Consider the following 15640-nt stretch of genomic DNA (forward strand, 5'->3'; position numbering starts at 1 on the left):
AGATAATATGGAGACCTTAACAATAAAAGAAAATATAAGTGATGTATTAAAATCTATTTTGGGGCATAATAACTTTGAAATGCGCGATGAATTAACAGCTAAGGATGTAGACGGATGGGATTCATTATCGCATATGATGATTATTACTAAAATAGAGGAAGCTTTCAATATTAAATTTAAGCTTAGAGACTTAAATAAACTTAAAAACATGGGCTCGTTAGTGGCTGTGATACAAAGCAAAATATAATTAACAAACTGTGGTATTTAACTCATTTAATTTTGTTGCTTTTATAATACCAGTACTTTTTGTTTACTGGTTATTTTTTAAGAAAAGCAAAGTATTTCAAAATATACTATTATTAATCTCTAGCTTAATTTTTTATGCATGGGCAGACTGGAGGTTTTTAATTCTACTTTTAATAAGTATCCTGCTTAATTATTATTTAGGAAAAAAAATCAGCAATACTACAAATGAGATTATACAAAGACGTTTTTTGTATATGGGCTTAATATTTAATATTGGGCTTTTGTTATACTTCAAATATTTTAATTTTTTCTATGACGGATTTGTAGGAATTTTAAATATTTTTGGAGCCACTGCTAGTTACAGTACACTCTCAATATTACTTCCACTCGGAATTAGTTTTTTCAGTTTCCAAACATTGGGCTATCTTATAGATATCTATGACGAGGAAATTGAGTCTAGCGATAACCTTTTGGAATTTTCAGTTTTTGTAAGCTATTTTCCAAAAATCCTTTCTGGTCCTATTGAAAGAGCTTCAAAAATGATGCCTCAAGTTCAAGAGAAAAGAAATTTTTCTTACCCTGTTTTTGTTGATGGACTCAGGCAAATTTTATGGGGGCTATTTGCCAAAATTGTTATTGCAGAAAATTGTGCATCTATAGTAAACCCTATTTTTAATGACTACGGAAATCAATCTGGAAGCGTATTACTTTTAGGAACATTTTTTTATGCCATCCAATTATATGCTGATTTTTCTGGATATTCCAATATGGCAATAGGTATATCAAAGCTCTTTGGTATTCAATTAATGCGTAATTTTTCAACGCCCTTCTTTTCAACTAATATTAGTGATTTTTGGAGAAAGTGGCACATTTCTTTAACCACTTGGATGATGGATTATGTATTTACACCACTATCATTTAGTCTAAGAAATTATCAAAAAAAAGGATTGATCATTTCTATTATTACAACATTTGTTCTTGTTGGTTTTTGGCATGGAGCTAATTGGACATTTGTGTTTTATGGATTGCTCCATGGGGTATATTTTATTCCATTAGTATATTCTGGTAAAATGAACACATCGGAAATAGTAGCAAAAGGTAAGTTTTTGCCATCTTTTGCTGAGCTTATAAAAATGATCTTGTTATTTATTTTAATAATGCTCACTGATGTATTTTTTAGAGTTAATAATGTTTCGGATGCTTTTGACTATATATTTTTAATTTTTTCTAATGGTCTTTTTAGTTTTCCTTTAGAAGTTTTAAGCTCAAATTATTTAATAACCATAGTTTTGTTATGCTTTTTTATACTTGTAGAATGGTTGCATAGAGAAAAACTTCATGATTTTGAGATAAGTAGATATAATTTTTTAATCAGATGGAGCTTATATGTATTCATTTTTTTATTAATCTTATTTTTTGGTAAAAGTGCAGAAACCTTTATTTATTTTCAATTTTAAATATTATGAAAACTTTATTTATAAAATTAGGGTTGTTTTCTATGATATGTTTAGCTATTCTAACATATATTTTAATGAATTATGGAGGTAACGTTGACTATTTTTATGAAAAATTCACAACACCCAAAGTAAAATCAATGATTATAGGGGACTCAAGAAGTTTTCAAGGAGTCCAGCCTAGTATAATTAATCAATATTTCCATAACAGCAAGAAGTATGGTCTTCCTATTTTAAATTATAGCTTTACAGGATCTCAAGCCATATCTGGACCTTTATATACAGAAAGTATACTAAAAAAATTAGACAAGAAGACAACCAATGGGTTATTCATTATATCTATTACACCCGATTTCTTGACTTCTAAAGTAGGTTTTAGAAATGATCTAGGAGAATTTAGAGAAGCTAATCAACCTCCTCATAATATGGATATAGTTGATGTCAATCCAAATTATGAATATTTATTAAAAAACATTGCTTATTTTCATTTTAAGGCCTTATTTAGAAAGAATTCCAAAACGCATAAAGATGGTTGGTTAGAGGAGTCCAATTTACCTACAGATACTTTAGTTTTTAATACATGGAGAAAACATCAAATAGATTTATTTCTCGAAGATAGAAATATGTACAAAATATCAGATTTCAGAGTCAATAGTTTTAATGTTCTTATTAAAGAATTAAAAAAATATGGAGAAGTCTATTTAATAAGAATGCCTATAAGTAAGGAGTTTCTAACCCTTGAAAATTCGTACTACCCAAAACTAAGTACTATTGTTGATTCTATAGCAAAGATAAACGAAATACCATTTTTTAATTTTAATAATTCGGATAAGCTTCAATACAAAACATACGATGGTCATCATATAGATAAATATGGTGGTGGAAAATTCACGAAAGCTCTTTGTGACTCAATAACTCAGAAGTAATTCAATATTTAATATTTTATGCTATTCAACTCGTTTGAATTCTTGCTTTTCTTTCCAATAATGATTATTGGTTTCTATACGTTACCCCATAAAAACAGATGGCTATGGCTTCTTTTAGGGAGTTATTTTTTTTATATGGTTCATGAACCATCATTAGCCTTACTTCTTATTATCTCAACTACCGTAGACTATTTTTGTGCCCTAAAAATGCCTAATGCTTCTTATAGAATAAAAAAATATCTTCTTTGCACAAGCATTTTCACCAATATTGGCATCCTTTTTTCATTTAAATATTTGTTCTTTTTTACTTCATCAATAGAAGGAATATTTAAATTCTTTGGTTTAAATATTATTGATACTAGTCATACCGGAGCCTATAATTTTAATCAAATACTATTACCTGTTGGTATAAGCTTTTATACCTTTCAAACACTTAGTTATACTATAGATGTGTACAGGGGTAAAATTTCGCCTGAAAAACATTTTGGAGTTTTTGCACTCTATGTGTCGTTTTTTCCTCAATTAGTTGCAGGCCCCATAGAACGTGCCTCTAGACTAATTCCACAATTAAAAAAAGAAATAAGCATTCATTTGCCAAATTTAAAAAAAGGACTTATAATGATAGCTTGGGGATTTTTCTTGAAGGTTGTTGTTGCCGATAGGTTAGGTGTTTATGTTGATGCTGCTTTTGAAGATCCTGAGTTTAATCATGGACTCCCTCTATTTATTGGTTCATTTTTCTTTGCTTTTCAGATTTATTACGATTTCTCTGCTTATACATCAATAGCAATTGGTACAGCCAAAACAATGGGATTTGATTTAATTCAAAATTTTAACAAACCATATTTCGCCACATCGATTTCAGAATTTTGGAAACGGTGGCATATTTCTTTAATGGATTGGCTTAAAGACTACATTTTTATACCCTTAGGAGGTTCTAGATGCTCTAAGTTAAAAGTTGTAAGAAATGTGCTTATTTTATTTTTTATTGTAGGCTTATGGCACGGTGCTAATTGGACTTTTGTTATTTGGGGCATATTGAATGCTGTACTCCTTATTATAGAATTTAGCACCAACGGTATTAGAAAATTAATTTTTAAAACCCTTAAGGTTCCTAAAACTATAATTAAAATATTGGGGTGGTGTTCTTTAGCCATATGCCTTAGCATACCTTTAATCTTTTTTAGATCCCCTTCTATAACTGATGCTTTTCTATATTTTAAAAGTATGTTTAACATTACAGGTTTGCATGTTAACATATTGAATAATTATTTTGAACTTATTTTAAACTTTATCTTTATAATAGGTATTCAAACAATCCATTACTTTAAAGGAAATGATAAAATTCATGAATTGGTTCTAAATAAATCAACGGCAGTGAGATGGTCAATATATTTGAGCTATATTTTAGTTATAGTTTTATTTGCTATTAATCGTCAAAATACATTTATATATTTTCAATTTTAACGGTTATGAAGGATTTTGTTTTTAAAATAGTCATTTTCTGTATTTTATTTGCTGCTGTTTATGCATTTTTTGTGGATAAGCTTTCAAAAGAATATGTAGACCCTTACTATAATAAATTTTCTCAAGAAGCCAATGGTTTAATTTTAGGGTTGTCTCGCGCAAGTGAAGGCATTTCTCCTGAAATTATTGAAGAAGAATTAAATAACTGTTCATTTGAAAAACCAATTGTGAATTTTGCAATGAATACGGTTCAATCATCTTATGGTGAAATATATTTAAGAGGAATAAAGAAAAAGTTAAAACCGAATTCTAAAAATGGTCTTTTTATAGTTTCAATTTCCCCAGGAAGTTTTACTGCGCCTTTTGGCATGAACGATAAAAACATTTTCGACATGGATAAAGAAGGTATTATTGGTAAAATAGATAATTTCACATCAGCGCCAAACTATAGCTATATTGTTAGCACCTACCCGCTTCCTTTATATAATACGTTGCATGATTTTGATAAATGGGATCATCATAAACCACATCCAAGTGGGTGGAATGAAATCACGCAAAATGGTAGATTTAACAAGATTGGAGAAAATGATATCAATCACTGGAAATCGTTAACAATCAGATACTATAAACGAAAAGTCGAGAAAGAACAATTTTCGAATTACCGCTTAAATTATTTTATAAAGACTATTCAATATTTAAAAACAATTGGCAATGTCTTCATTGTTCGTTTACCTGCAGATACTGATATTATAAAAACAGAAAATGATTTATGGAAAGGTTTTGACAAACAATTTGATAGTATTTCAAAACAACATGATGTTAAGTTTTTAAATTACTCATCATTGGGTAGTGACTATAAAACTTATGACGGGTCTCATATGTTATCCACTAGTGCAAAGAAATTCTCTAAGCTATTGGGTAAGGATATCAGAAATAGTTTAATGGAAAGGAATAAATATGGTAAATAACAAAACCCCTTATTTACGTAAAACTTTTAGGTCTATTTGGCTAAAACACTTCAACAATAGCGAAAAGCCATTTGATTTTAGTTTTGTTGATACACTTACTTTTGTAAAACATAAAAAACTACCTGTATATTGCAATACAGGAGGCACTAATACAAAAGGGATTTCATATAATTTATCTAATAACATTTATAATGATTATAAAAATAATGTTTTCATAATCTTTGATGTTCCTGCATTTAATGTAGAAAATAATATTAAAAATGAAGATTTAAATTGTTATAAAATCAAACAGTATCCTGGATACATATGCGATCTGCAAAGATACAATACACTTGAAGAGTATCTACTTGAAGTTATTAGTAAAAAAAGCCGCTATAAATTCAACAGTTACAAACGCAAACTAGAAGCTTCATGTGATGTGCATTATAAAATGTTTTTAGATGATATAACTCCAGAAGCTTATGAAGACATCTTTTATCATTTTAAACGGCTTCTCAAAAAACGATTTTTTGATAAGAAAACGGTAAATAATAATTTAAATCCTGAGGAATGGAATTTTTATAAAGAAGTTACATTACCTATGCTCTTGAAAAAACAAGCTGGACTTTTTGTAGTATACGATAAAGACAAACCTATTGCTATTACCTTAATTAATTTGTCAAATGATACCATGATAGATGTTATTAGGGTTTTCGATATTGACTACAAAAGGTTTAGACTGGGTACCGTTAGTATTATGAAGCAATTAGAATGGTGTTTTGAAAATAATTTTAAGACTTTAGACTTTTCTAAAGGCTATTTTGAATATAAGCAACGATGGGCAAACAAGCCATATTGGTTTGAATACCATATTTTTTATGATAAAAAATCAGTTATAGCCAAAACGCTAGCATGGATTTATAAGAATTTCTTTGCCTTTAAATTATTTCTTAGAAAAAAACATATTACAAATCTTATTCATGAGATCTGCTTTTTTCTAAACAAAAAGAGATATGCTGAATAAATATTGAGTAAATTAAGCCATTAACAAAGACCAATCTGTTTAGATGATCCACAAGCTTTTTTCTATTCGAAACAGTCATTTAATTTTTGATTTATTTTTAAATAAAAAAATAAGTTCATTATACGATGCTAAAGTTTTTAATACATTAACACAAAATAGCTTCAGCATTGAAAATATTGGTAAAGGGAACTTCAAAAACATCTATCTAATCAAAGATATCCCCAATTATTTAAGTTTTACCCTTCATTTTAAAGACTCTTCCTTTAAATTAAAAAAAATATTACAATACAAAGGGTATTTGATAAAGACAGAAGGTTTTGTAGATGTTAATAACTTTATAAATAGCACTCTAAATAAAAGAAACAAGAAAAATTTAAAGGCAAAAACAAACAAACTTTATAGGAACCACAATATTAGATCACATTTTTTTTTCGGACAAATAGATAAACAAGACTACGAAATTCTTTTTGAGGATTTCTACAGGTTACTCGAAACAAGATTTAAAAAGAAGAAGGTACATAACCGTTATTTATTGAATTGGGACGATTTAAAAGCTTCTACTTTTCAAAAAATATTAGATAAAAAAGCTTCTTTACATGTTATCTACGATGACTTAAAACCTATTGCAATAACCCTGAATTTCCATTTAAGCGATATCGTTTTTAGTCATATTCAAACCTATGATGTGGATTATTCCAAATATAACATGGGAGATATAAGTATGGTAAATCATATTGAATGGTTAATACACAACAATATTGCCATATTTGATCTTTCTATGGGACATACTTATTATAAAGAAAAGTGGAGCAATCATCAGTATTATTTTTTCCATCACATTTTTTATAATAAAAAATCAATACTATCAATACTATTCGCTAAGATTATTACGCACGAACTAAAACTCTTGCAATTTTTAAGAGATAAAAATATAATTGGTAATTTTTTTGTGTTTGATAAGCTTCTTTACATTTATAAAAGCAAAGTAGTAAGACCCTAGTAGCATGCTAAAAAAAATACTACCAGAAAGTTTAGACGTATTAAGTACTTTTTTAGAAAGAAAAGTAGCATTGCCTATTTATAGTGCTATTATAAATAATATTTCAGGTACGCCCATTTATAAAAATACAAAGTTAGAACTTAAAGACAAAAGCTTTTTGTACTGTATTTATGATTTTCCCAGCTATTTAAGTGGGACTATTACAAACACAAATTGGAAATTAAAAATTATAAATACCTATAAGGGATCATTAATTCTACTTAAAAACTATAAAGGCACAGACCATTATTTAAAGCATAAATTTAGTTCTGGAAGACGATCGAAATTTAGAACCTACCAACGGAGGTTGGAAACATGTTTCGATATCGAGTACAAAAGTTACTTTGGGGCTATTTCAAAAGACGAATACGACTTTCTTTTTGAAACATTTCATAAGATGATTAAAAATCGGTTTCTGGAAAAAAAAATACAGAATTACGATTTATCCCGATGGGATATTTACTACGACATAGCCTATCCACTTATAAATAGTAAGGAAGCCGCTTTATTTGTTATTTATAATGATAAAAAGCCTATTAGTATTTGTTTAAACTTAGTAAGAAATAAAACTATTTACGGTTATGTAAGGACTTATGATATTGATTACTCTAAATTCTACATAGGATTTACAGATTTCATAAAACAGTTAGATTGGTGCTTTGACAATAAAATTGAGATTTTCGATTTACTTAAAGGAAATTATCCCTATAAAACTAAATTAATTGATACCCAATATAATTTTCAAAAGCATATTCTTTACAACTCAAAGTCAATTTTAGCAAGCATTTCAGCAAATCTAATAGTGACAAGAACACGTGTTTTCTATACATTGGTGCGTTTTTTAAAGAAGTTGAATTTTAATATACTATACCATAATTTTTTAAAATATAGATATAGAAATAGAGAATTAAGTAATATGGATACCAGTTCAAGAAAAATAGTTATTGAAAAGCTTGAGCTAATGGATTCAAATGCCAATTTAACTAATATTGACATAAATAATGAAACATTTAGCCATTTAAAAAGACCCGTATATAATTTTTTATATGCCAATCAGGAATCAATAAATACCATTGAAGTTTTTAAATTTCAAAAGGAAAGAGATGTTTATATTATAAAAGGAAAAAATAATATATCGAAAATTACTTTTCAATAGGTCTTTATGGGAATTATTAAAAACATAACATTTTTAAAAGCGTTTTTAGCAAAAAGTAGCCTCCCTCCTATCTATGGTTCAATTTCAGATAATAAAGGTTTCGATTACAAAGCGGAAACTAGTAAAACCCTACATACAAATAAACAAGTATTTTTAATAAAAGATATACCAGATTATTTGCACGTAGATATTAAAGAAACAGAAAACAAAACTTCCCTGTCTAAAATAAAAACCCTAAAAGGTCATTTGATAGATTTCCAATTATTTAAAGGTTTTCCCGATTATTTAGAACAAAATTTTAGTGCCAAGAGCAGATCTAACCTAAGACGTTATCAAAATAGATTAGAAACTTGTTTTAATATTAATTATATCTGCTATTATGGAGCCATTCCCAAGCCAGAATATGATAACCTTTTTGTTGTTTTAAAGCATCTATTATTAAGAAGGTTCAATGAAAAACAAGAGGTGAATTATGAATTGCAACATTTGAATGAATTCCATGATATTGTATATGATTTAGTGCTTAATAAAAAAGCAAGTATATATGTTATATATGATGGGCAAAAGCCTATAAGCATTCGAATAAATATGCATAAAGAGCGATTGAGTTTTTATATTATTAGTGGCTATGACATTGATTATTCTAAGTTTCATTTAGGTGCTATAGATATGCTTAAAAGTATTGAGTGGTGTTTCAATAATGATTTTGAAGTTTATGATCTTTTAAAAGGTTACGATTATTACAAAGTAAAATGGGCGACAACATGCTACCATTATTATAATCATATTGTTTATAATTCGAGTTCGATTAAAGCGTCCTTCATTGGGAAATTAGCTTATATAAAAGAAGTCATTAAATACAAATGCTATACAGCCACTAAAAACTCAAAGCTATATTTCGCATATAAGAAAATTAACAAAAAAATATTTGGAATAACACGTAGTGATAATAAAAAATCAACGTTTATCATTTCCAATCCTACCAAAAATGACATAAGGAATATAGCTTTGATAGATATTGAAAAAAATAATGACTATGCCTTTTTAAGAAAGGCTTTATACGATTTTTTATTTATATCTAAAGAATCCACTAATAATGTATCTGTTTATAAATTTAATAATTCACAAAATACGTTTTTAATAAAGTCTAAAAACCAAAGCCAATTAGTAACAATAGATTAAAAATGAAGAAATAGTTGTGTCATAAATGGAAATAAATAAAAAACATATCAACGTAAGTTTTTTTCTGGACATCTTCTTTAAAGAAGAGGGCTTCCCCACTTTTTATAAAAAAGTGATCAATTCGTTTACAGAAAGGGTTATTTATAGAACAAATTCTAATTCCAATTTTAAAATAAAACAATCAATATATAGTATTAGTGATGTTCCTGATTATTTTTCAACCGAGCTTATTAATACAGATAAGCATTTAAAACAGTTAACAACTTCGCTATATGCTGGTTATTTAATAAACTTAACAGCTTTCAAAGACTTAGAAGACTACTTAAATAATAAATTAGGCAGACCCAGAAAATCCCAATTAAAAAGGTACAGAAAACGATTGGATTTATGTATGGCTCCAGAATACAAAATATTCTACGGAGATATCTCAAAAGATGACTACCACTTACTTTTTAAGAATTTATTCTCAATGACTGAACGGCGTTTTGATCAAAAAGAAGAATTGAATTTTGAATTGCCTTATTTAGAATTATATAAAGAGATCATGTATTCATTGATATTAAATAAAAAAGCCTGCATATTTGCTATATATCATAACAATATCCCCATTAACATCTCTCTAAACTTTATTGATGAAGATACTGTTTTTCATTGGAATAGTTGTTACGATATAGACTATCAAATGTTTAATTTAGGGCACATCAATATGATAAATCACTTAGAATGGGCTTTTCAAAACAACTTTAAACTTTTTGATATGGGTAGAGGTGATTTTTTGCATAAACGAAAATATGTCAATGAAAATTATATGTATAGAGAGCAAGTTATATACAATTCAAAGTCATTACAAGCTTCAATGATAGCACACATTAAAATAATAAAATTGAAAACCAGATTTGGGCTAATTCAATTTCTAAAAAAAACTAAAATGCATTTATGGTATAGTAAATATGTTAAATATAAATACAGACTCATCAAAGCCAAAAGTAAACCACCTAAAGAAATAAAATTTAATATGGATAATACGGTTTCAGAAATACCAGAGCTTAAGAGCTTAAATACAATAGATCTTAGCAAAGGAGAATACAGGTTTTTAATAAAACCATTAAATTATTTTCTACATAAATGTCAAGAATTCGTAAATAATGTTAATATATACAAAGACATCGATAATAAGGGGACTTTTTATTTTAAAGGTTTAAAAAGTGTACAAAAAATAGTAATTGCAGATTAAATTAATTTTTAATTTGAAAAATTCAATGGACAAAAAAAATAAAATAGTAATCTTTCCTCTTCTATTTAGAACACCAGAGATTAACCATCTTTATAAAAGTATTGAGTATTTTGGACTAAACATTTTAAATAAAAACTCCGAAGTTTTAAAAAACAGCATATTTACATTCAGATTAGTTCCAGAATATTTTAAGTTCAACTTAAGAGACACCACATTTAGAAGTAAAACAATCCCACAGTACAATTGGGGTTATTCGATATTACTCAATACTTCCGATTCTATTGATGCTTATATGCAACGTCATTTTAATTCCAAAAAGAGAAACATTCTAACAAGATATGTCAAGCGATTGGAATTATGTTTCAACATAAAGTACAGCATGTTTTATGGAGCAATTTCTTCGACAGATTACAACTTCATCATGCAGTCACTACACAATATGATTGTTAATAGGTTTAAAGAACGAAATGAAACACACAAAAACCTGTTTGAATGGCAGGCATTAGTCGAAAATACTTACCAAAAAATCCTAAACAAAGAGGCCTCATTATTTGTTATTTATAATGAAGATGAGCCCATAGAGGTTTCATTAAATTATCATTTTGATAAAGTCTTATTTAGTTATATTTCATCATTTAATATTAATTATTCAAAGTTTGGATTAGGTCATATCGAAATATATAAGCAAATCGAATGGTGTGCCAATAACGCCTATAAGCTTTTTGAAATGGGTGTTGGAGGCATGGATTACAAAAGAAGGTGGAGCAATAATGTTTATAGATATAATCATCACGTGGTCTACAAGAATTCATCTTTCCAAGCAAAATTCCAAGCACAATTAATTATGATGAAAATCCGAATTAAAGAATTCCTTAAATCCAAAGGTTTAAACGAAATTTATCCAAAAATTAATAGATTTTTTACAAAGAAACAAGATAAGCAAAGTAATATTGCACTGTCTAAAATTAAAGTAATTAATGATCTAGACATGGCTAATCTTGAAGAAATACAACAAAATAAATTAGACGAAAAGGATTTTTTGCAAAAGTATATATACGATTTTTTATATACTACAACAGGGCATATTAATGATGTGAAGATATATAAATACACTACCGAACGTTCATTTTTAATTAAAGGTATAAAGAGCTATCAAAAAGTAACATGCCATGTTTAATTTTTATTTTAGCTATAGCATAATAAAATACCTCCTAATCAAAACGCTGTTTATCTTAAAACTCAGTAATAGAAAGAGAAAAGCAAATCAAAACTAATTACTTTTATATATTTGTCACCGCACAATTAATAGGTTAAAGCATAACCGGTTTTATGAAAAAGAAAATTATTCGAGTCACTACAGTTCCATTGTCGTTGAGTGGCTTGCTACAAGGACAATTAAAATTTATGTCTAACTATTTTGATATAGTAGCAGTATCATCAAAAGGAAAAGACAATGCATTAGCAAGAGTGTCGGCGTATGAAAATGTTCCAACCATAGCGGTTGAAATGACAAGAAAAATAACACCGTTTAAAGATCTTTTTGCTGTGTGGCAGCTCTATAAAGTGTTTAAAAAAGAAAAGCCCTTTATTGTGCATTCTCACACACCAAAAGCTGGAACATTGTCTATGCTTGCAGCAAAAATGGCAAAAGTACCACATAGACTACATACCATAGCAGGCCTCCCTCTTGTTGAAGCCACAGGTTTTAAACGACTCATTCTCAATACTGTTGAAAAAATAACTTATAGATGCGCAACCAAGATATATCCAAACTCGTATGGGTTGGTAGATATTATTTTAGAAAACAATTTCACAAAAAAAGATAAGTTAAAAGTTATAGCCAATGGAAGCACAAATGGTATAGATACTTCATATTTTGATCCAACAATTTTTAATGATAAAAATAAAATACTCGAACTTAAAAAAAATTTAAATATTTTAGAAGGTGATTTTGTATTTGTGTATACTGGCAGATTGGTTACCGATAAGGGGATAAACGAATTGATGATAGCTTTTGACAAAATAAGCAAAGAACACAAAAAGATAAAACTATTACTAGTAGGAACATATGAAAATGAATTAGATCCGCTTTTACCAAAGTCAATGGACATAATAGAAAATAACAAAAATGTCGCTTGTACTGGCTGGGTAGACGATGTAAGACCTTATTTTGCGATATCCAACGCTTTGGTCTTCCCTAGTTATCGAGAAGGTTTTCCAAATGTAGTTATGCAATCTGGAGCTATGGAATTACCAAGTATTGTCACAAATATTAACGGTTGTAATGAAATAATTGAACATAAAAAACATGGATTTATTATTCCTGTAAAAGATGAGAAAGCAATCTATGAATCCATGAACTACATATTATCACACCAAGAAGAAATTATAAAAATGGGGTTACAATCTAGAGCTAATATAGTTTCTAAATTTGAACGAAAAAGAGTCTGGGATGCTTTGCTTGCTGAGTATCAAGGTTTAAATTAAATATCTTAATAGCGTTTAAGTTAAAAATTAGTAGCTATATCTTTTACGGGTGGTGGGATTATTCAAAAGTGAAATTGTTAATTTTATTAATTTAACCATAAAAATTTAATGTTCTTAAGACTTACACATTTAAAAGTATTTATAAAAGATAAAAATAAAAAAGGGTGGTTAAAGGTATTTAAAGAGTCACTACATTTTGCATGGATAAAAAAAGAACTCCCTATTGATTATTTTAGAAAATTTCTGTACCGCAAAGATGTTACAGATTATAGAAATTATTTAAGTCTAAAACAATATTACAGTATTATTCAATCTCCCAAGATGTTTATTCCTGAGATATCATCTATTTCAGATAACAAACTAAGTTTTGCTCTTTATTGTGAAAAAAACAATTTACCAACGCCAATTTTAGTAAGTTACAATTTAAATAGTAGCTTTTTTTTTAATGGAACCATTATTACAATAAATACGAAACCAGACCTTATTTCTTTTTTTGAAAGCATATTTAAAAATAATAAACAAGAAAAATTGTTTTTAAAACTTTTCAATGGTTTTGGAGGAAAAGGTTGCATCCTTTTAGAAAGAAAAAAACTAAAAGTTCAAATAGAAAAGTTTGGAGATTCCATATTAAAAAACTGCTATGTACACCAAGAAGTTATTATTCAACATCCAGATGTAAATAAAATATACCCAAGTTCTGTAAACACCTTGAGAATAGATACCTATATAGATAAACAACAAAATATTCATGTACTATCTGCACTCATGCGTTTTGGAATTGGAGGTAGTTTCACAGACAATGCCAGTACTGGAGGTCTCTATATTTCGGTAAATACAGAGACCGGTAAGCTTCAGGGAAAAGGGAGGCAAGATATTATTAAGGGAGGCAAAGAATTCACTAAACATCCAGACTCCAATACTGTATTAAACGGATATAAAATACCTTTTGTTACAGAATCTTGTAACTTAGTTAAACTTGCTAGTAAAAGTTTACCAAATAAAATTATTGGTTGGGATATTGCAATTACTAAAAATGGTCCAGTAATTATTGAAGGTAATTACGGACCATCTTTGCATATGACAGACGTTGCCTATGGCGGTTATTGTAAACATGAAAAAATTCAAGAAATTTTAAAAGAAATTAAAAACTAAAATGAAATTATTAATATCATTTTTAGAATATCTAAGATTTATATCCTTTTGGTTTTTAGACATGATTAAAGGATTAAAAATAACACGTCACTATAAGGAGATTTCTTATATTTTAGAAAATTTCTCTACACCCAAATCAAAAGCTCTCAGAGAAAAAAAATTAATGGAATTAATAAATCATGCTAATAAGCATACCTTATTCTATAAGAATTATAAAAAAATACAAGACTTTCCAGTAATTAACAAGAACATTTTAAGAGCTCGCATTAAAGAATTTAAATCGAGTAGTTTTACAAATAAAAAAACAAGAATAGTTTCAACTAGTGGCTCTACTGGCAGTGCTTTAAAAATCAATCAAAATCGAAATAAAGTTTCTAGAAATATAGCAGACTCTATTTACTTCGGAAAATTAGCGGGTTTTAAGATTGGATATAAACTTTTATATTTAAGACACTGGGACGATTTACTAAGAAAGCCTTTTTTCACAAAGTTTGCACAGAATATTGAAGAACTAGAAGTTGTTAATCTTAACGACTCATATGTAGAAAGTATTATAAATAAAATTAAGTATGATAAATCTTCAAAAGGTTGGTTAGGATACTCATCTGGATATGAACTCATATGTAAGTATCTTGATAAAACAAAATCTAAACCTATAAACAGTTATGTAAAATCAATTATAGCAATGTCTGAGGGTCTTAATAAATACACAAAAAGATCTATGCGTAAATATTTTAATGCACATGTGGTTTCTAGATACTCAAATACTGAAAACGGAATAATAGCCCAGCAAAAAATAAATAGTGATAGTTTCTCAATAAATTGGGCGAGTTTTTATGTAGAGATCTTTAAAATAGATGAGGATGTTCCAGTAACAAATGGTGAAGCAGGAAGAATAATTATTACTGATTTACATAATTATGCCATCCCTTTAATACGCTATGATACAGGTGATGTAGGGACTATTAACTACGAGGTTAGTCCTCCTTTGCTAAAAAATATAGAAGGAAGAAAAGCTGACATCATATATAATACAAAAGGAGAAATCGTTTCTTCTTTTATAGTTGCTAATGTTGTAGAATATGAAGGTATCATTCAAGGTCAACTAATTCAAGAAACCCAAAAGGAATATTTATTAAAACTTAATGTTGCTAACGAGTTTAAACAAGAAGTCGATATCATTAATGAATTTAAAGGTTATTTAGGTAATGATGCAGAATTAAAAATTGGCTATGTAGATGAAATTCCATTACTGGCATCAGGAAAAAGAAAGGCTACAATAAATAATTATTACAAAAGTAATCCAAGTCAATAATAAACAAACAC

Annotated in this window: 14 protein-coding genes; all 14 read left to right on the top strand. The window is 28.0% G+C overall.

Annotated features, from left to right (window positions below; all coding sequences use genetic code 11):
• Window positions 1-7 precede the first annotated feature (7 nt).
• The 14 genes from Q4Q34_RS17400 (at window position 8) to Q4Q34_RS17465 (ending at window position 15629) form a co-directional block, all read left to right on the top strand.
• Complete coding sequence (locus Q4Q34_RS17400; RefSeq protein ID WP_303317691.1) at window positions 8-247, top strand: acyl carrier protein; 240 nt, start codon at window positions 8-10, stop codon at window positions 245-247.
• A gap of 253 nt (window positions 248-500) precedes the next feature.
• On the top strand, window positions 501-1703 hold the full coding sequence (locus tag Q4Q34_RS17405) for an MBOAT family O-acyltransferase (protein ID WP_330444554.1): 1203 nt from the start codon (window positions 501-503) through the stop codon (window positions 1701-1703).
• Window positions 1704-1708: 5 nt separating this feature from the next.
• Entirely contained in the window at window positions 1709-2626 is a 918-nt protein-coding gene (locus Q4Q34_RS17410) for a hypothetical protein (RefSeq protein WP_303317693.1), read from the top strand.
• Window positions 2627-2686: 60 nt separating this feature from the next.
• On the top strand, window positions 2687-4093 hold the full coding sequence (locus tag Q4Q34_RS17415; RefSeq protein WP_303317694.1) for an MBOAT family O-acyltransferase: 1407 nt from the start codon (window positions 2687-2689) through the stop codon (window positions 4091-4093).
• A 5-nt stretch (window positions 4094-4098) separates the two neighbouring features.
• The gene (locus tag Q4Q34_RS17420) at window positions 4099-5061 is read left to right on the top strand and encodes a hypothetical protein (protein ID WP_303317695.1); all 963 of its coding nucleotides are present in this window, start codon (window positions 4099-4101) and stop codon (window positions 5059-5061) included.
• Window positions 5051-6064, top strand: a complete 1014-nt coding sequence (locus Q4Q34_RS17425; RefSeq protein ID WP_303317696.1) for a GNAT family N-acetyltransferase — start codon at window positions 5051-5053, stop codon at window positions 6062-6064. The genes Q4Q34_RS17420 and Q4Q34_RS17425 overlap by 11 nt, the downstream gene beginning before the upstream one ends.
• Before the next feature lie 43 nt (window positions 6065-6107).
• Window positions 6108-7064 (top strand): GNAT family N-acetyltransferase, encoded by a 957-nt coding sequence (locus Q4Q34_RS17430; RefSeq protein ID WP_303317697.1) that lies wholly within the window; start codon window positions 6108-6110, stop codon window positions 7062-7064.
• Window positions 7065-7068: 4 nt separating this feature from the next.
• The gene (locus Q4Q34_RS17435; RefSeq protein ID WP_303317698.1) at window positions 7069-8259 is read left to right on the top strand and encodes a GNAT family N-acetyltransferase; all 1191 of its coding nucleotides are present in this window, start codon (window positions 7069-7071) and stop codon (window positions 8257-8259) included.
• A 6-nt stretch (window positions 8260-8265) separates the two neighbouring features.
• Window positions 8266-9441, top strand: coding sequence for a GNAT family N-acetyltransferase (locus Q4Q34_RS17440; RefSeq protein WP_303317699.1), 1176 nt, complete (start codon window positions 8266-8268; stop codon window positions 9439-9441).
• A 25-nt stretch (window positions 9442-9466) separates the two neighbouring features.
• Window positions 9467-10675 (top strand): GNAT family N-acetyltransferase, encoded by a 1209-nt coding sequence (locus Q4Q34_RS17445; protein ID WP_303317700.1) that lies wholly within the window; start codon window positions 9467-9469, stop codon window positions 10673-10675.
• A gap of 25 nt (window positions 10676-10700) precedes the next feature.
• Window positions 10701-11852: a GNAT family N-acetyltransferase gene (locus tag Q4Q34_RS17450; RefSeq protein WP_303317701.1), complete on the top strand. Its 1152-nt coding sequence runs from the start codon at window positions 10701-10703 to the stop codon at window positions 11850-11852.
• 152 nt (window positions 11853-12004) lie between these two features.
• Window positions 12005-13162, top strand: coding sequence for a glycosyltransferase family 4 protein (locus tag Q4Q34_RS17455; RefSeq protein ID WP_303317702.1), 1158 nt, complete (start codon window positions 12005-12007; stop codon window positions 13160-13162).
• Window positions 13163-13270: 108 nt separating this feature from the next.
• Complete coding sequence (locus Q4Q34_RS17460; protein ID WP_303317703.1) at window positions 13271-14314, top strand: sugar-transfer associated ATP-grasp domain-containing protein; 1044 nt, start codon at window positions 13271-13273, stop codon at window positions 14312-14314.
• A 1-nt stretch (window position 14315) separates the two neighbouring features.
• Window positions 14316-15629 (top strand): phenylacetate--CoA ligase family protein, encoded by a 1314-nt coding sequence (locus Q4Q34_RS17465; protein WP_303317704.1) that lies wholly within the window; start codon window positions 14316-14318, stop codon window positions 15627-15629.
• Window positions 15630-15640: the final 11 nt, after the last annotated feature.

Origin of the sequence: Flavivirga abyssicola, assembly GCF_030540775.2 — a bacterium.
GTDB lineage: Bacteria > Bacteroidota > Bacteroidia > Flavobacteriales > Flavobacteriaceae > Flavivirga > Flavivirga abyssicola.